Origin of the sequence: Porphyrobacter sp. SLTP, assembly GCF_009905735.1 — a bacterium.
Lineage (GTDB): Bacteria > Pseudomonadota > Alphaproteobacteria > Sphingomonadales > Sphingomonadaceae > Erythrobacter.
In genome coordinates this window covers 28,670-45,194 of sequence record NZ_JAAALE010000019.1, presented here as the reverse complement: position 1 = coordinate 45,194, position 16,525 = coordinate 28,670, and the positions used below count along the sequence as shown (strand labels likewise).

Sequence of the window (16,525 nt, the reverse complement as noted above, 5' to 3'; positions counted from 1 at the left end):
TGCGGTCATCCAAACAATACGCGCGACAGGCGGCGGCGGACGCCGACCACCCATTCGTCTTCAAGGCCGGTCGCCTCAAAGATCTTGAGCAGCTTGGCACGCGCCGCGCCTTCGTTCCACTCGCGGTCGGCGGCGATCATGGCGAGCAAGGTATCGGCGGCGTCATCGCGCTGGCCAGCGGCAAAGGCGGCCTCGGCAAAGGCGAACTGCGCGTCCATGTCCTCGGGCGCGGCAGCAGCGGCGGCGCGCAGGGCGGCAAGCTCGATGTCGTCGACCCGGGTGCCGGCGAGTTCCAGCGCGCTGCGGGCAGGCGCGATGGCGGGATCGGTCGCGAGGCGCGGATCAGAATCGATCACCTCCATCACCTGCTTGGCCTGATCGACCTCGCCCAGCTGCACCAGCGCGCGCACCAGACCGGCATGGGCGGGGACATTGTCCTGCGCGAACTCGGTGATCTGCGCGAAGATGCCGGCCGCACGCTGCGGGTCGCCAGCGGCAAGCGCTTCCTCGCCCAGCTTGACGAATTGGGCGATCTCTTCGGGCGAGGGGCCCTGCGGTTCGACCGGCACGCCATCGCCCGCGCCGCCATTGATCGGCAATTGTGCGAGCAATTGGTCAAGCATCGCCTTCAGTTGCGATTCGCTGCGGGCATTGGTCAGATCGGCGATCGGCTGACCCTGGAACATGGCATAGACCGTGGGGATCGACCGCACCTGGAACTGCGCGGCGATGAACTGTTCCTCGTCGACATTCAGTTTGGACAGCACCACGCCCTTGTCAGCATATTCGGCCGCGACCTTTTCGAGCACCGGCGTCAGCGCCTTGCACGGGCCGCACCATTCGGCCCAGAAATCGAGGATGACGAGCTTGGTCTGCGACGGTTCAACCACCGCCTTGCGGAAACGGTCGACCGCCTTCTGTTCGTCGATGCTCAGTCCCATGCTGGCCAAGTTATATGCTCCTGCTGTGTCATTGGACGCCTTTGCGCCATTGGCTCCAATGTGGGGCCTTGCGCCAAGATGTGAAGCGCGGATTTGTGCTGACCGCTATGCCATACGCGATCAAGCCCCAATCGCGCCAAATTTGCGTGGGCCAATGTGCGAATTTAGCGCTTGCAGGTGTGCCAAGGCGCTGCTAATCGCGCCGCCTCTCCGGCAGGAACCGCGCATCTGCGGCTTTCTGTCAGCGCCAGTGAGCGGGCGTAGCTCAGGGGTAGAGCACAACCTTGCCAAGGTTGGGGTCGAGGGTTCGAATCCCTTCGCCCGCTCCATGACATCCAGCATTTCTGCGATTTTTTGCCTTCGGGCGCCGGGCCATCGGTCACCGGCAAGGCGACGCGATTGCCTGTCTCGGGCTGCCCGAGAACCGCCGCGCCCGCCTTCTCCCTTTTCGCTGTGCACCTGATCGCAAGCGCGATCCGCTGATGCGTCATTCCTGATCCGAGGCCTGCGCAGACAGAAGCGATATGATCGCCACCAGCCAAACGATGACGGCCGCAAGAAACACCTTCAACGCGACGTCCAATACCCCAGTCAGCGCCGCGACAAGCAGCGCAAAGCAGTAGAAATCACGGCTCGTGAGGTCTTTGAGCAGCCGTGCGTTAGGACTGCCCGTCTGTTCCTGAATGCGTTTCGCGCCGTCGAAATGGACGATGCCTTCTCGCCGGAAGGCCGAAGCTCCGAGGATGGCAAGGCCGGTGGCCATGACTGCGGCGGCGCCCATACCGACCAGCGCATCCTCGGCCCGCCCCTGCATCCAGAAGTTGCATCCGGCACCGGCCAGGAAGGCGACGTTGGTGAAAGCATCGATGACGCTGTCAAGCGAGGCACCGGCCTTTGAAGAGCGGAAGGTTGCTCGCGCAATCTCCCCATCGATCCCGTCAACAACCGAGGCGATCTGGAACAGCACGGCGCCTGCCACCAACCCGCCCGGCGTGCCCGTCAACAGGCTCGCCAACATCACCAATGCCGTCAACAATGTCAGCAGGGTGGCATGGCCGGGACGAATCCAGCCGAACCGCAGCAACGCTGCCGATGCCGCCTGCGACAGGGGGCGGTTGCAATGGCGCGAGATCATCCCGTCGCCGGGCTTTGCCGTGCTGCGCACAATCGCCGTGGCCGCTTTGCGCAAAGCCATCTTGGGATCAGCTGGTTGGTCCGGAGCCGCCGCCACACCGGCTTGCACGGCGAGGATAGTGGTCGCGTCTGGTAGCGCCTCGCCCGGAAGCAAGGTGGCCTTGGCAGGGGCGGAGAGTTCGACCACGAGGCCGGGTGCCAGACGTGTGATCTCCGCGCGCGTCAACGGGGCAAGCGTGCCCGAATCGCCCAGCACCAGCAGCAGCGGCGTACGGGGCAGCGCCGCGAGATGGGCTTTCGCCAGACGCGCCGCCGCGGGCACCCCGGCCACAAGGCGGTTGGCCGTGCGCGACGACGAGAAGCGATACCCGAGGGGGGATGACATGAAGCCTCGCAGTGCTGCGGAATTGCGCTGATAAACAGCCGCCTATATGCATTGCCGATGCACGCTAGGGCAATGTCGTCCTGCCGCGGATCCGGTGATACGCTATGACCCCTGCTTCCTCGACCCCGGTGACCGCGCCGCCCGCGCGACCGGCGGAGCTTGAGGATTGGCTCAATCGTCAGGTCTATCACCCCCTGTCGTGGCGGCTGGCACGCCGACTTGCATCGACACGGGTGACACCAGACATGGTCTCGGCTGCCGGCGCGGCAACGATCATGTTGGCCGCCGCAAGCTATGGCCTGGTCGCAGCGCCTTGGGGGGTGATGCTGGGGCTCTTGCTCCACATGTCATGGCACGTGCTTGATGGTGCAGACGGTGATCTCGCGCGGCTGAACGGGCGCAGTTCGGCGCATGGCGAGCTGGTGGATGGTATCTGCGATTACGCTGGGCATATCGTGCTCTATGTGACGATGGGGGCGATCGCAGCGAGCCAGATCGGTGGTTGGGGCTGGGCGTTGATGTGGGCGGCGGGTGCCAGCCGTGTGGTGCAGGCCGCGCATTACGAAGGCACGCGGCGGCAATATCAGCTGGCGGTCTACGACACGCCGTGGATGGGGAGCGAGGCCCCTGCCACGGATGCCAAGGGCCGGCGGCATCCCTTCGTCGCCTATTACCTGTGGCTGACCGGCTTGATCGTGCCGCACGGCGCGGCGTTGCGGATGGCAGCGCAAGCGCCCGCGACACGCGCGCCGTTGCGCGAGGCGATGCGGCAGCACGGCCCGGCGCTGCTCGCCCGGATCGGCCTGCTCAGCGCCAATTATCGCACCCTCGCGGTGGGTGCCGCGATGCTGGCGGGCAGGCCGCACTGGTATTTCCTGTTCGAGATCGCGGTTCTGGGCGCCGTCCTTGTCGCCTCCCTCGCCCGGGTGCGGCAGGTGATGGAGACGGTTCTGGTTCAGGCAGGGGCGGCCAACACCTTGCGATAAAGCGCAAGGTTGGCGGCGGCGAAAGCGCGCCAGTCGAGCTCCGCCGCGCGCGCCAGACCAAGCTGACGCAGCTCGGCGGCCAAGGCGGGGTCCTGCGTCACGCGCCGCAGGGCGGCTGCAATTGATGTCGTGTCATAGGGATCGACCAGAAGCGCGGCACCGCCGGCAACCTCGGGCATTGCCGAACAATTGCTGGTTATGACCGGACAACCACAGGCCATCGCCTCGGCAACCGGGTTACCAAAGCCTTCAATGAACGAGGGATGCAGCAACGCCGCAGCCGCGCTGTAGAGCTGTACCAGCGCCGCACGGTCGATCGGCTCCAGCACACAGACCCGGCCATCAAGGCCCAGCGCCCGGACGAGTTCCGCGAATTCCTGCCGCTGTCCGCCGCGCCTTTGCACCAGCACCAGATCAATGTCGGGCGATGACCCACATGCCTGCGCAAACGCCCTCAGCGCCCCTTCATGATTCTTGTAGGGCGCGCCCTGCCCGACAATCAGGACATAGCGCCGTTCGGGCGCGAGGCCCAGCCGCGCCAATGTTTCTGGATCGGTCGAAACCGGGTGGAAGTCATCGGCAACGCCCGAGCGGGTGACAGCCACACGCGCCGCCGATTCCGGCCTGATGCGGACAATCTCAGTCCGGCTCGCTTCGCTGACGGTCGCAATAACCGCAGAGCGGGTGAGCGCCCGGCGGATGCCATGGCCGTAGAAATGTTGCTCGATTCGGCCCCAGAGCGCCGGATTGCACCATTTCGGATGCGTCAGCCACATTGTGTCGTGAATGGTTGTGATCGAAGGCATTGTCAGTCCCCCGGGCAATATATTGGCCGGCGCATGGAACAGGTCGATGCCACGCAAGTCGACAGCAAGAGGCAGGTGAAGCAAGGTCACCGGGCCATTTGCCGGAGCGCGAACAATGACTTCCCGAACATTGGCCGCATTGCTGAGCGGTTCATCGCGCGAAGCGTGCCTCAGGAAGGTGAACTGGAAGTCGGGCGCCAAGGACGGCAAGTGATTTACAAGCGCCGCAACGACTTCGCCGATCCCGCTTGGGCGCGGGCCGAGGTAGCGGCAATCGAGTGCCACGTGGGGGCGCCGAAGAGGAGGGGGTAGTGGCATTGTTACAATGACTTCATCCAATTCGGATTAGCTGAATTTTGGCGCGTTTTACCGCAGTTGCGAAGGGCATGAGACGGCGTGTCACATAGCCTCATTAGGCCTTTTGCGAGCCGTTCGGGCAAAGCCGGAATCTGGCAGATTTCCGGCCTTTTTGTGCGCCGGTTGACGTTCATTTCGGATCATTTCGCAGCCTCAATCCTAACCTCTTTCAGCCGCATTTATACAAGGAAAGGAGACACGACATAAATTCGCGAGGGTTGACAGACGCTTGGCCTCCATAGATGTATTGTGGGCAATTTAAGGATGTATTGATGAATCGCGTACGAGCAGCAATCGTAGGCGTGGGCAACTGTGCTTGTTCACTAATGCAAGGTGGTGCCTATTATCGACGGACATTGTCAAGCAACGGTTTAATTCATCAATCAATCGGTGGCTATCAAGCCAGCGATGTGGATTTTGTTCTTGGGATTGACGTTGATCGACGCAAAGTCGGCAAACTTCTTGTTGATGCAATCTTTGCAAGCCCCAACAATACGCAGATTTTCGAAGCCGATATTGAGCGTACTTCGGCACAGGTCATCATGGGCCGTGTGCTTGACGGGGTGGCTCCGCACATGGAGCAGGCTGGTGAGCGCGGCTTCCAGATTGCTGACCTTCCCGAACCCTCGCAGGACGACATCGTAGCTGCACTGAAGCGTGAACGCGTGGACGTGCTGATCAACTTCCTGCCGGTCGGATCGCAACGGGCGAGCGAATTCTACATGGAATGCGCGCTTGAGGCCGGTGTTGGCGTGGTCAATGCCATCCCGGTGTTCATCGCCAGTGATCCCGCGTGGGAGGCACGTTTCCGCCAGCGCGGTCTGCCGATCGTGGGCGATGACATCAAGGCGCAGGTCGGTGCCACGATCATCCACCGCACGCTGTCGAACCTGTTCTCCACCCGCGGCGTCACGGTCGACCGAACCTACCAACTGAACACCGGTGGCAACACCGACTTTATGAACATGCTGGATCCGGCGCGGCTGGCCGACAAGAAGGTGTCAAAAACCGAAGCGGTGCAGGCCGCACTGGCGCAGCGCCTGGATGATGAGAATATCCGCATCGGTCCGGCCGAATACGTGCCCTGGCAGAAAGACAACAAGATCGCGTTTGTGCGGCTCGAAGGGTCGCAATGGGGCGGCGTCGCGGTCAATCTTGAGCTGCGTCTATCGGTAGAGGATAGTCCCAATTCAGCCGCCTGCGTGATGGATGCGATCCGGTTTTGCAAGCTCGCGCGCGATCGCGGTGAAGGCGGAACCCTGATCGCCGAAAGTGCGTATTACTGCAAACACCCACCGCAACAGTTGGTGGAAGACGTCGCGCTCGGCCTGCTGGATGCGCGCGCAGCGCCGAGGCTGGACGCCGCCGAGTAATGCGGGACCGATACAGCCGCACAACCGATACAGAATTCCCTGTTTGTAAGCTTCCTGGCTTCTCATCCTCTCTAGCCCAAGGCAGCATGTGATGAATGCAGTGATCCTCGCGGCCGGATTTGGCAGCCGGTTGTCCGCAATGCGGACACCCAAGCCGCTTGTCGAAGTCGCTGGCGTCAGCCTGCTGGAATGGTCAGTGCGGCAGATGGCAGTTGTGGGTGTCACGCGGGCGGTGATCGTCACGGGACATCGTGCCGACGAGATTGAGGCGCGTCTGCCCGGAATCGCGCAAGCAACCGGCGTGGCGCTCGAACCATGCCGTATGGCGGACTGGTCGCGTCCGAACGGTCATTCCGTTATCGCCGGTGCAGCAAGGATCAGCGGCAACTACCTGCTCGTGATGGCCGATCACCTGCTCAGTGTGGGCCTGTTGCAGCGCCTTGTCACAGACTTTGACCGCGGCGCCGGTGTTGCTCTGGCGATTGATCGCGGCGTCGATGGGCCGGCCATCGACCCTGCGGATGCCACGTGGGTGCGATGCCGCGCTGACGGCAGCATCGCACAGATCGGCAAACAGCTGATCCGTTATGACGCGGTCGACTGCGGCGCCTTCATTGCCACACCCGATCTCGCCCAAGCCATTGTCGAAGCGATTGCGGAAGGCGCCAGCGGCAGCCTGTCCGATGGGATGCAATGCCTCGCGGATCGCGAATTGGCAGACACGGTCGATGTGACGGGTGAATTGTGGATCGACGTTGACGATCCGGCCATGCTTGCGTTGGCGCAGGTGATGGCGCCCGCCATAGTGGGGCGCGGCGCAGCACAGCCGATTTCGCATCAGGTCGCCGCATGACCACCGCTCAACCTGTGTTGCTGGATTGCACGCGCATGATCGCGCGGTACTGGTCAGGTGCCATGCCGACCGGGATTGACCGCGTTGCTGACGCCTATCGCACGCATTTCGCGGCGCGGGCCCAAGCTGTAATCCAGGTGCGCGGGCGCGCGCGGGTGATGAGCCGGGCGCAGTCGGAACGGCTCTTTGCCCTGCTCGATACGCCCGGCGGCGCATTGCGCCAGCGTTTTGCCTCGCTGGCCAGCGGCTTTGCGGCGCTGATGGACGGCGAAGCACGCGGCGTCGGCACCCCGGCTGGCGCGCTGTATCTCAACGTCACCCACACCGACTTCGACCTTGACCGGCACATTGCCTGGGTACGGTCGGAAAACCTGCGGCCGGTCTATCTGCTGCACGACCTTATCCCGATCGAACATCCGCAGTTCACCACACCCCAAAAGGTCAACCGGCACAACGGGCGCGTCCGCCGCGCCCTTGAGGCGGCAAGCGGCATCATTGCCAATTCGCGCGTCACGGCCAGCGCCATCACCGCCTTTGCGCGCAGCGAAGGGCTGGCCCTGCCGCCGATCCTCGGCGCTCCGCTCGGATCGCCCCGCCTGCCTGAACGACCTGCTCAAGCAGCGATGGAGCGGGCAAGCTTTGTGTGCGTCAGCACCATCGAACAGCGCAAGAACCATATGCTGCTGCTCAACGTGTGGCAGCGTCTGATTGCCCGCTATGGCGAGAATGCGCCGCGGTTGGTGCTGATCGGGCGTTGGGGTGTCGGCTCGCAAGCCGTGCGCCAGCGCTATCTCTCCGATCCCCAGCTGCGCCGTTTCGTCACGATCCACACCGGTTGCACCGATGCCGAGGTGGTTCAGCATCTGAGCGCAGCGCGCGCGCTGTTGGCGCCCTCGCGGGCCGAAGGTTTTGGCCTGCCGGTGGTCGAGGCGCTATCGCTCGGCATTCCCGTTATCGCCAGCGACCTCCCGGTGTTTCGCGAAGTGGGCGGCACCGTTCCGACGTTCCTTGCGCCTGATGCACCGGAAGAGTGGTTGCGCGTGATCAAGGACTTTATGACCGATGGCGCGGAGCGGAGCCGCCAGATGGCCGCCTTGGCGGCATGGTCCGCGCCCGATTGGCGCGACCATTTCGGTCTGGTGGAAGATTGGCTCCAGACCCTGCCCGCGCGCCGCGCCGCGGAGTGTGCCCCGCTTGTCGCAGCCAATGACACTGCGGCGCGTTCGGCATTGGCTCGGGGGCTGGCATGACGCAGATGAAGCCTATTCCCGATCCCGTGCTGACTGAGCCAGACGGAGAGCATGGCGCAACCGGCGCTGATCACGCAGCGCCTGCTCGCCGCAGCTTGCTGTCGCGGCTGAAAGCGATCGATCCGCTGTTCGCAGCGCTGGTGATCCTGCCGACCCTGATCGCCAGCCTCTATTTCGGCGTCTTCGCCAGCGAGGTCTATGTCTCGGAAAGCCGCTTCATCGTGCGCAGCCCGTCGAAACCCAACCTGTCGCCGCTGGGCGTGGTGCTGGGAGGCGGCAGTCTGGTGGGCGCAAGCGAGGAAAGCGAGGCGGTGACCGAGTTCCTGAGCTCGCGTCAGGGCCTCGCGGCCATCAATGCCGACGGTTACGCAACCCGCGCATGGGGCAACCCGTCGATCTTCTGGTTCGACCGGTTCGGCAGGTTCGGCGCGGATACCGGCGAAGACCTGTTCGAATACTACCTCGACAAGGTGTCGGCCGAGGATTCGAGCACGACCATGGTCACGGTGCTATCGGTGCAGTCCTTCGACCCGCAGACCGCGCGGACGATCAACCAGCGGCTACTCGAAAAGTCCGAAGTGCTGGTCAACGAATTGTCCGACCGAGCACGGCGCGACGCCATTTCCTTTGCCGAGGCCGAACTTGCCCGCTCCCGGCGGGAGGCACAGGAGGCAGCCTTGGCGCTCGGGACCTTCCGCGACCGTGAAGGCCTGATCGATCCGGAATTGCAGGCCAGCGCGGGGCTGCAGATGATTTCTAAGCTCCAGGACCAGCTGATCGCGGCCCAGACCCAGCTGCTCCAATTGCAGACCTATACGCCGCGGGCGTCGCAAATCCCATTCCTGCGCACGCAGATCCGCAACCTCGAACGCGAAATTGCGGATCAGACCACGCAATTGGCGGGCGGCAGGGGTTCGCTGTCTTCGGCTTCGGTGCGCTATCAGGAGCTGAAATTGGCGTCCGAATTTGCGGAGAAGCAGCTCGGCATCACGCTATCGGCCTATCAGGAGGCGCAGGCTGAAGCCCGGCGCAAGCAGGCCTATGTCGAGCGGATTTCCAACCCGAGCCTGCCCGACGATTCCGCCTACCCGCGCCGGTTGCGCAACATCCTCGCCACCTTCGTGCTGGGCCTCTTAGCCTGGGGCGTTGCCTCGATGCTGCTGGTCGGTATCCGTGAGCACAAGGATTGAGCATGGCAAGCGCCTCGCAGCCTTCGCTCATTGCCAGCCTCAAGGTCCAGCGCAGGGTTCTCGCCGCCTTGCTCGTGCGCGAGCTGCTGACGCGGTACGGGCGTCACAATATCGGCTTCCTGTGGCTGTTCGTTGAACCGATGATCTTTACCCTCGGCGTGACAGCGCTGTGGACAGCGACCAAATCGGTCCACGGCAGCGACCTGCCGATCGTGGCCTTTGCGCTGACCGGTTATTCCAGCGTGCTGTTGTGGCGCAATATGCCGGGCCGCTGCATCGGCGCGCTGATGGGCAATCTCGCCTTGATGTACCACCGCAACATCCGGGCGCTGGACATCTACGCGGCGCGGATCATCATCGAGTTTGCCGGCGCGACAATCTCGTTCTTCACCTTGTCGCTCATATTCATCCTCGGTGGCTGGATCAGCCCGCCGGAGGATTTCCTGACCGTCGCCGCAGCATGGATCCTGACGGCGTGGTTCGGCGCGGCGCTGGCGATCACGCTGGGCGCACTCAGCCATGAATACGAGTTGGTCGACAAGTTGTGGCACCCGGCATCCTATTTGCTGTTTCCGCTATCGGGCGCGGCCTTTCTGGTTTCGGCTCTGCCGCCCTTGGGCCGCGAAATCGTGCTCTATATCCCGGTGGTTCACGGCGTGGAGATGGTCCGGGACGGCTATTTCGGCACCAAGGTCGAGGCAATCTATGATCCGGGCTATCTGATCACCTGTTCGCTGGTTTTGACGGTCGTCGCCCTGATTGCGACCCGATGGGTTGAAAAGCGGCTGACTCCGCAATGATCACCGTCGACCGCGTTACCAAGGACTATCGCACGCGCACCGGGCCCAAGCGCGTGCTCGACAATGTCAGCTTCACCCTCGTCCAAGGCGAGCGGCTGGGTGTGCTCGGGCGCAACGGGGCGGGCAAATCGACCTTGATCCGGCTGGTGAGCGGGGCCGAGCGTCCGACTTCGGGCCGGATCACGCGGGGAATGTCCGTGTCCTGGCCGCTCGCCTTTGGCGGCGCGTTCCAATCGCAGCTCACCGGCGTGGACAATGTCCGTTTCATCAGCCGGCTCTATGGTCAGGACCCGGACCACAATCTCGCCTTCGTCGAGGAATTCTCCGAGCTCGGGCAATATCTCCGTGAGCCGGTCATGAACTATTCCTCCGGGATGCGCGCGCGGCTCGCCTTCGCGATCTCGATGATTATCGAATTCGACTGCTTCCTGATCGACGAGATCGCAGCCGTCGGCGATGCCCGCTTTCACGAGCGCTGCAATTACGAGCTGTTCGACAAGCGCGGCGACCGTGCGATGATGATCATCTCGCATGATCCGGGCTATCTGCGCGACCATTGCAACCGCTGGGCGCTGCTTGACGCTGGGCAGCTGATCCCATTCGACGATTTCGAGGCAGCGCACGATCATTTCCTCGCGCAGATGCGGGTCGGTGAGAATGTCCGCACAGCCGCCCAGCCCTTCTCGCGGCGGATGGCGGCGATTGATTCGCTGCGCCGTGTCGCGCACGAGGACGAACAATTCATGGCCCTCGTGCGGCAGGCGGATGCCGCGCGCGACCGGCACGACTGGGCAGGCGCCGAAGCTGGCTATGCGGCCGCATTGAGCCTGCATCCCTATGAGCGGAGCTACTGGGTGCAATTGGGTCATGTGACGCGTGAACAAGGGCGACGGGTCAGGGCCGAGATTGCCTACCGCACCGCCTGTGCCTTCGGCGAGCCCGTGCGGCTGCTGGCGCCCTTCATCGCCGCGGTCGAACATCCCGACAGCGCCGGCCCGCCGACCCCCGCCGCCTCGCCAGACAGCGGCGAGACCCGGCAGCAGCCTCCGGGTTACCCCGATCTGGCCGTGCTGGCGGCCTTCGTTGGCGGAAGCGCGCGGCTTTCGGATGATGCGGCGCTCAGCCTGCTGCGCCGACCGGGCGCGCTTGAAGATGTGCTGGCGCGCATGCTGGTGGAGGGTGGCGTGTCGGCCCCGGAGACCCTGCCTGACAGTATCGCCGTTGTACCGGGCGAGGCCCCGCTGCGGCGGGAATGGCTTGAGGATCTCGCCCGACTTGCTGGCGCGCGGCAGGAAGGGCTCGAAGCAGCGCTGTCTCTCGGCGATGCTCCGCTCGCCGCCCTGCGCCGCGCGGGCGGATTGGACGGCTGGGCCTTGCCCGCGAGCCACGCGATGGAGGCCGCAAGCGCATGAGCCAGCTTCGCCCGATCCTGCTGAAACAAAACCGTCCGGACGCCGAGCAGCACTTCACGGCCCGCACTCGTAGCCAGTATCTCGGCAATGGCACGCTGCTGTGTCAGGTGCTGGGCGGACTGAAGCTGTTCGTGATCGGCGATGATGTCGGCTTCTCGCCGCACATGATTTTCGAAGGGTACTGGGAATTCTGGCTCACCCGCCATTTTGCCGAGGTGATCCGGCCCGGCGACACGGTTCTCGATATCGGGGCGAACCTCGGATATTATACCCTGCTCGCCGCCGATCTGGTGGGCGCGGCTGGTCAGGTCGTGGCGATCGAGCCTAACCCTGAAGTCTTCCGCCGCCTCTCCGCCAGCATCGCGGTCAACGGCTTCGCGCAGCGGACCAGCGCCCGCAATGTCGCGCTCGCTGGGCCGGACGAGACCGGGACGCGCGCCTTCTTCGTGCCCACGGGCGAACCCAAGAACGGCCGCTTTGTGGGCGCGCAGGAAAGCGCGGACTATCTCGCGGACCATGGCACCGTCACCGACGTCGAGCTGGGCCAGATCGATCCCGCTGCGTTCGAACGAGTCGACTTCATCAAGATCGACGTCGAGGGCGCCGAACTCGCCGTGCTCGAACACCTGCGGCCGCTCTTGGAGAAATTCCGGCCCAGGGTGGTGTGCGAGGTCAATTTCTGGCGGGGCTATGGCTGGGACGACGTGGTGGCCGCCTTCGGCACCGATAAGCTCAGCTATCTCGACTTTCACAGCACAGTAAAGCCGCTGACACGTGAAATGGCCGAAACCCAACAACCGGGCGAGGACTGGCTGGTGTGCGTGGACTTTGCGCGGGTGCCATGCACCGAAAGGGCCGATCAGGGGGGCGAGGAATGAAGACCAGAAAGGACATGTTTGCCCTAGCGCGGCGCGGTACGGCGCGGGTCGGAGCCGCGACCTCAGTGGCGGGCAGAACATCGTCGCTGTCACGAACAAGCCGTCAAGATTTGCTTGAGTCCTCGCAGAGGGCGGCTCTTGGTGACGCACGCTTTCTTGAGCACGTTGAGCGCGGTGACCGAGCGCGGGACCTGCGAAACTGGTTCGAGGCCGAGGCCGCTTATGCCGCGGCACTTGATCTGTATCCCTATGAGCGCAGTTACTGGACCCAGCTCGGTCACATGGCGAAAGAACAGGAAACCTTCGTCAGGGCCGAAAATGCCTACCGTACCGCCTGTGCGCTGGGAGCGGCGCCGCAGGATGTCGATCCTCACCTCCGATTTGTGATGGCGCGGCAAGGTCTTGAAGAACATCGCTACCCGATCCTCCATTACAAGGCCGGTCCGCAACGGGGGCATGTGCCGGGCCGACCAGATGTACTTGCGTGCGCCCGCCTCTTGTGGGGTGCGTTAGGAATGGATGATGATGATATTGCCCGTTTCTTGCGCGGTTGTGCGTCTCTTGACGAGCTGATGGCGGCGATGATCCGTGATCCGCGATTCGAGCGGGCTAACCGCCCATGGCTCGAACTCGTGCGAGAGGAAGAGCTGTGACTCGTTTTCTTTCGGATGCCCAATCACCGCCTGTTTCGGTGGTGATAAATACGCTCAACCGTGCCGAACTGCTTAATGATGCCATTACCGGCGTGATGCAGCTCGATTATCCACATGTCGAACTGGTTGTGGTTAACGGCCCGTCAACTGATAACTCGGAAGACGTGCTGGCGCGCTGGCAGGGACGGATCAAGCATCTGCGCTGCGATGTGCCCAATCTGTCAGTCTCGCGCAATGTCGGGATCGAAGGCGCGGCGGGCGAGATCGTTGCCTTCCTCGATGACGATGCGGTGCCGCATCCGCACTGGCTGCGCTATCTGGCGCGCAGTTTCGCCGATCCGTCGATCGGCGGAGTGGGCGGTTTCACTGTCGATAATACCGGGGTGCGCTGGCAGGTGCGCAAGACGGTATGTGATCGTTTCGGCAATGCCTTTTTCCCGGCAGATTCCTTTGACGAGAGGGTGCTCAATTGGCCCGGCACCCCGCTCTACCCCAGCCTGCTCGGCACCAATTCCAGCTTCCGCATGGCCGCGCTCCGCGACATCGGCGGGTTCGATCATACCTTCGCCTATCTGCTAGACGAAACTGACGTCTGTCTGCGGTTGGTCGATGGCGGGTGGAACGTTGTCTATGAACCGGCTGCGATGATCTTCCACCAGTTCGCCGCCAGCCACATCCGTTCCAGCACACGCAAAGCCAAAACCCTTTATCCCTCCGTCGTCAGCAAGACCTATTTCATCAACCACCACGGCCGCGCCGATGGCTATGGCAAGGTTGCTCAGGCGCTAGAGACTTACCGCAGCGAACTGCTTCGGTCCAATGCCTGGCTTGAAGAGCATGGCGAGATTTCGACGCACCACCGCCAGGCGCTTGACAGCGATGTCGAGGCCGGGACCGAAGCAGGGATTGAAGCGAGCAGCCGCGCACTGCTCGAACGCAAGACCCGAGGGGACATGGCAGCCAACCCCGCGCCGGATCCGTTCCTTGCGTCCACGATGGCGCGCCCCCTGCGGGTGGTTCTGGTGTCGCAAGGCCTGCCGCCTGACAACGAGGCCGGGATTGCCCGTTGGACGATGCTGCTGGCCGAAGGGCTGCGCGACGCAGGGGTGGCTGTCCACATCATCACCCGCGCCCGCGACCTGCCCAGCCGCCGCTTCCGCGATGGCATCTGGTTCCACCAGATCACCGCTGTAGGCGAAGACGCCGATGCGCTGGCCGCGACCTACCGGGTGCCTCGCAGCGGGGTGGCCGATTGGATGGCAGGCGTGATGCGCGAAATCGACTTCCTCAAGACGTTCGGGGTCGACTTGGTGTCCTTTCCGATCTGGGATCTGGAGGCGCTGCCGGTGCTCGACGATCCCGATGTAGCAAGCGTCCTGAGCCTGCACACCAGCTACAAGCTGGCGCGTCCGTTCAAGCGCGAATGGACCTCCCGCATTATCTACGGCCGCAGTTTTGTCGAACCGATGATCGAAGCCGAGCGGAGTGCGCTTGCCCGCGCGCCGCACATCCTTGCCAACAGTCGCGCGGTGATCGACCAGATCGAAAGCGAATACGGCGTGACGCTGGGCGAGAGGGCGCGGATTGTGCCGCATGGTACGCCCGATATTCTCGATTTGCTCGGCGTCAAGCTGGAGGACAAGTTGGCCCGCCAGCGCAGCGGCGAGCCGCTGCGCGTCCTGTTCGCCGGACGGTTCGAGCCGCGCAAGGGCTATGATTTGGCACTGAAGGTCGCGGCGCATCTTCGAGGCGATGCGCAGGTGCACTTCGATTTCGCCGGAGCAAACCCGGATGCCGCCCTGCTTGACCGCATCAAGGCAGACTTTGGCATCGATCCGGCCCGCGAAGCGGGCATCCGCTTCCATGGAGAGGTTGATCGCTCCGCGCTCGAACAGCTCTATTTCGCTGCCGATATTGTGATGATGCCGAGCCGGTTCGAATCCTTCGGACTTGTTGCGATTGAGGCAATGTCGGCGGCCAACCCTGTGCTCGCACTCGCGACAGGCGGACTGACCGAGGTCATCGAGGATGGCGTCTCGGGCTATTTGTTCGCCAATGAAGATGCCTTTGTGAACGGCGCAGTGCAGCGTCTCCGGGCGCTTGCGGGCGACCGTGCGGCACTCGGGCGGCTCGCAGAATCCAGTCACCGTGCCTTCTCTGCGCGCTTTTCGGACACGATAATGGCTCGCGACGTGGCCGAATATTACCGCAGCATCCTAGCAACTTCAGGAGGCGACGATGATTGATCCCGAATGGCTCGCACAAGCGGCGATGATGGCCGAAACGCCAATATCTGGGCATGAGGCGAACGACCTGGCGCAAGAACTTGGAGACGAGCGCGAGGTCCTGCCGTGGCTGCTCCTAACCCGAAGTGGCTTTTCCGGTTGGCCGGAAGCTCGAGCAGCGCTGGCCGAAGCGGACAAGGCGATTATCCGTCCACGGGCGCTCATGCAGAGCGCCCGCGGCGGGTTGCTGCTGGAACAGAGCGAAGCGTGCAAGGATGCCCAGTTACGCGCCATTGCGGCGAGCCAGGAAGCCGATCGCTGGGCGGTGGACGACACGATCCGCATCCGCCAGCGCGTCTCAAGCCGCGCGCGACCCAATGACTTTATTGGGACCTTTTGAATATGCGCGAAATCGATCAATCCGAGCTTTTGGCGACGCTCGCTTCAATGAACGAACGTCTTGATACGCTGGAGTCAGTTGGCAGAGAAACAAGACAACTCGTGGGGCCATTCGGGGTCCCTTTTCCAGATGGAACGCTGCTGACGCAGACAATCCATGGGTTAAAATATTTCATCGACCCAAAGGATTTAATCATCGCGCCACAGATGGTGATCTATCGGCAGTGGGAAGCCGATATTTCCAATCTTTTCCGATTTTTGTGTCGCCCTGACTCGGTTGTCGTAGATATCGGAGCCAATTTTGGCTATTTTTCAGTACTTGCTGCTAATTTGATCGGCACCGATAACACCGGGCAAGTTATCTCGTTCGAACCTAATCCAACTTTGTGTCAACTTTTTCATCGTAACCGGGAAATTAACTGGTCAATTGCACCAGTAACTCTCCACGAAATGGCGCTAGGCGAAGCTGAAGATAACTTAACCCTTTACGTGCCTGTGGAGCATGGCGCCAATGGCAGCTTATCCCCACCAGCGGGGATGGAATGCATACAGATACCGGTCCCGGTAAAGCCGCTGGACGATGTGCTCCCTCCGGATCTCGCGGTGGATCTCATGAAAATTGATGTGGAGGGCCACGAAGCATCCGTTCTGCGCGGGGCGCGCAACGTCATTGCCCGCAGCACGAACCTGCACCTGATTCTTGAATGGTCACAAAAGCAGATGAAGGCGGCAGGAATCACGCCCGAAGACGTATTGAATTTGCTCGACGGGTTTGTGCCACACCGAATTGTCCTTGGTTCGGGGCCGCTCGATCACCCGGAATCGATCGAGTGGTTGATGGCGCAGGACTACACCGATGTGCTGTTTGTTAGGCGCTGAACCT

At 62.9% G+C, this 16,525-nt stretch carries 16 protein-coding genes and 1 tRNA gene; 14 read left to right on the top strand and 3 right to left on the bottom strand.

What is annotated here, in order from left to right:
* Positions 1–5 precede the first annotated feature (5 nt).
* A complete protein-coding gene (locus tag GVM20_RS13900) occupies positions 6–941 on the bottom strand; it encodes a tetratricopeptide repeat protein (RefSeq protein ID WP_166547806.1) in 936 nt (311 codons plus the stop codon).
* A gap of 254 nt (positions 942–1,195) precedes the next feature.
* Here GVM20_RS13900 and GVM20_RS13895 point away from each other — a divergent pair.
* Positions 1,196–1,270: transfer RNA gene (locus GVM20_RS13895), tRNA-Gly, on the top strand.
* Positions 1,271–1,428: 158 nt separating this feature from the next.
* Here the strand turns inward: GVM20_RS13895 and GVM20_RS13890 are convergent.
* On the bottom strand, positions 1,429–2,460 hold the full coding sequence (locus GVM20_RS13890; protein WP_166547789.1) for a CDP-alcohol phosphatidyltransferase family protein: 1,032 nt from the start codon (positions 2,458–2,460) through the stop codon (positions 1,429–1,431).
* A gap of 104 nt (positions 2,461–2,564) precedes the next feature.
* On the opposite strand from GVM20_RS13890, the gene GVM20_RS13885 reads away from it, so the two are divergent.
* Complete coding sequence (locus GVM20_RS13885; RefSeq protein WP_166547788.1) at positions 2,565–3,446, top strand: CDP-alcohol phosphatidyltransferase family protein; 882 nt, start codon at positions 2,565–2,567, stop codon at positions 3,444–3,446.
* Here the strand turns inward: GVM20_RS13885 and GVM20_RS13880 are convergent.
* Entirely contained in the window at positions 3,416–4,252 is an 837-nt protein-coding gene (locus GVM20_RS13880) for a glycosyltransferase family 4 protein (protein WP_166547787.1), read from the bottom strand. The two genes, GVM20_RS13885 and GVM20_RS13880, sit on opposite strands and share 31 nt — an antisense overlap.
* A gap of 33 nt (positions 4,253–4,285) precedes the next feature.
* On the opposite strand from GVM20_RS13880, the gene GVM20_RS13875 reads away from it, so the two are divergent.
* The 12 genes from GVM20_RS13875 (at position 4,286) to GVM20_RS13820 (ending at position 16,521) form a co-directional block, all read left to right on the top strand.
* Entirely contained in the window at positions 4,286–4,564 is a 279-nt protein-coding gene (locus GVM20_RS13875; RefSeq protein ID WP_166547786.1) for a hypothetical protein, read from the top strand.
* Positions 4,565–4,881: 317 nt separating this feature from the next.
* On the top strand, positions 4,882–5,982 hold the full coding sequence (locus GVM20_RS13870; protein ID WP_166547785.1) for an inositol-3-phosphate synthase: 1,101 nt from the start codon (positions 4,882–4,884) through the stop codon (positions 5,980–5,982).
* Between the two features lie 91 nt (positions 5,983–6,073).
* Complete coding sequence (locus GVM20_RS13865) at positions 6,074–6,835, top strand: phosphocholine cytidylyltransferase family protein (protein WP_166547784.1); 762 nt, start codon at positions 6,074–6,076, stop codon at positions 6,833–6,835.
* A complete protein-coding gene (locus GVM20_RS13860) occupies positions 6,832–8,085 on the top strand; it encodes a glycosyltransferase (protein ID WP_166547783.1) in 1,254 nt (417 codons plus the stop codon). Before GVM20_RS13865 ends, GVM20_RS13860 begins: the two co-directional genes overlap by 4 nt.
* Positions 8,082–9,275: a KpsE/RkpR family capsule polysaccharide export protein gene (locus GVM20_RS13855; RefSeq protein ID WP_234032025.1), complete on the top strand. Its 1,194-nt coding sequence runs from the start codon at positions 8,082–8,084 to the stop codon at positions 9,273–9,275. The genes GVM20_RS13860 and GVM20_RS13855 overlap by 4 nt, the downstream gene beginning before the upstream one ends.
* 2 nt (positions 9,276–9,277) lie before the next feature.
* The gene (locus GVM20_RS13850; RefSeq protein ID WP_166547782.1) at positions 9,278–10,075 is read left to right on the top strand and encodes an ABC transporter permease; all 798 of its coding nucleotides are present in this window, start codon (positions 9,278–9,280) and stop codon (positions 10,073–10,075) included.
* Positions 10,072–11,487, top strand: coding sequence for an ABC transporter ATP-binding protein (locus tag GVM20_RS16555; protein ID WP_166547781.1), 1,416 nt, complete (start codon positions 10,072–10,074; stop codon positions 11,485–11,487). The genes GVM20_RS13850 and GVM20_RS16555 overlap by 4 nt, the downstream gene beginning before the upstream one ends.
* Positions 11,484–12,365 (top strand): FkbM family methyltransferase, encoded by an 882-nt coding sequence (locus GVM20_RS13840; RefSeq protein ID WP_166547780.1) that lies wholly within the window; start codon positions 11,484–11,486, stop codon positions 12,363–12,365. Before GVM20_RS16555 ends, GVM20_RS13840 begins: the two co-directional genes overlap by 4 nt.
* Positions 12,362–13,018 (top strand): hypothetical protein, encoded by a 657-nt coding sequence (locus GVM20_RS13835; RefSeq protein WP_166547779.1) that lies wholly within the window; start codon positions 12,362–12,364, stop codon positions 13,016–13,018. Before GVM20_RS13840 ends, GVM20_RS13835 begins: the two co-directional genes overlap by 4 nt.
* Entirely contained in the window at positions 12,985–15,264 is a 2,280-nt protein-coding gene (locus GVM20_RS13830; RefSeq protein ID WP_234032024.1) for a glycosyltransferase, read from the top strand. Before GVM20_RS13835 ends, GVM20_RS13830 begins: the two co-directional genes overlap by 34 nt.
* Positions 15,257–15,643 (top strand): hypothetical protein, encoded by a 387-nt coding sequence (locus GVM20_RS13825; RefSeq protein WP_166547777.1) that lies wholly within the window; start codon positions 15,257–15,259, stop codon positions 15,641–15,643. The genes GVM20_RS13830 and GVM20_RS13825 overlap by 8 nt, the downstream gene beginning before the upstream one ends.
* 2 nt (positions 15,644–15,645) lie before the next feature.
* Positions 15,646–16,521, top strand: coding sequence for an FkbM family methyltransferase (locus tag GVM20_RS13820; protein WP_166547776.1), 876 nt, complete (start codon positions 15,646–15,648; stop codon positions 16,519–16,521).
* The last annotated feature ends 4 nt before the right edge of the window (positions 16,522–16,525 follow it).

Excerpts from the sequence above, each read along its gene's own strand:
- GVM20_RS16555 (WP_166547781.1), top strand. The coding sequence starts at position 10,072 with ATGATCACCGTCGACCGCGTTACCAAGGACTATCGCACGCGCACCGGG.
- GVM20_RS13875 (WP_166547786.1), top strand. The coding sequence starts at position 4,286 with ATGGAACAGGTCGATGCCACGCAAGTCGACAGCAAGAGGCAGGTGAAG.
- GVM20_RS13870 (WP_166547785.1), top strand. The coding sequence starts at position 4,882 with ATGAATCGCGTACGAGCAGCAATCGTAGGCGTGGGCAACTGTGCTTGT.
- GVM20_RS13820 (WP_166547776.1), top strand. The coding sequence starts at position 15,646 with ATGCGCGAAATCGATCAATCCGAGCTTTTGGCGACGCTCGCTTCAATG.
- GVM20_RS13830 (WP_234032024.1), top strand. The coding sequence starts at position 12,985 with ATGGCTCGAACTCGTGCGAGAGGAAGAGCTGTGACTCGTTTTCTTTCG.
- GVM20_RS13855 (WP_234032025.1), top strand. The coding sequence starts at position 8,082 with ATGACGCAGATGAAGCCTATTCCCGATCCCGTGCTGACTGAGCCAGAC.
- GVM20_RS13880 (WP_166547787.1), bottom strand. The coding sequence starts at position 4,252 with ATGCCTTCGATCACAACCATTCACGACACAATGTGGCTGACGCATCCG.
- GVM20_RS13825 (WP_166547777.1), top strand. The coding sequence starts at position 15,257 with ATGATTGATCCCGAATGGCTCGCACAAGCGGCGATGATGGCCGAAACG.
- GVM20_RS13900 (WP_166547806.1), bottom strand. The coding sequence starts at position 941 with ATGGGACTGAGCATCGACGAACAGAAGGCGGTCGACCGTTTCCGCAAG.
- GVM20_RS13890 (WP_166547789.1), bottom strand. The coding sequence starts at position 2,460 with ATGTCATCCCCCCTCGGGTATCGCTTCTCGTCGTCGCGCACGGCCAAC.
- GVM20_RS13885 (WP_166547788.1), top strand. The coding sequence starts at position 2,565 with ATGACCCCTGCTTCCTCGACCCCGGTGACCGCGCCGCCCGCGCGACCG.
- GVM20_RS13860 (WP_166547783.1), top strand. The coding sequence starts at position 6,832 with ATGACCACCGCTCAACCTGTGTTGCTGGATTGCACGCGCATGATCGCG.
- GVM20_RS13850 (WP_166547782.1), top strand. The coding sequence starts at position 9,278 with ATGGCAAGCGCCTCGCAGCCTTCGCTCATTGCCAGCCTCAAGGTCCAG.
- GVM20_RS13835 (WP_166547779.1), top strand. The coding sequence starts at position 12,362 with ATGAAGACCAGAAAGGACATGTTTGCCCTAGCGCGGCGCGGTACGGCG.
- GVM20_RS13865 (WP_166547784.1), top strand. The coding sequence starts at position 6,074 with ATGAATGCAGTGATCCTCGCGGCCGGATTTGGCAGCCGGTTGTCCGCA.
- GVM20_RS13840 (WP_166547780.1), top strand. The coding sequence starts at position 11,484 with ATGAGCCAGCTTCGCCCGATCCTGCTGAAACAAAACCGTCCGGACGCC.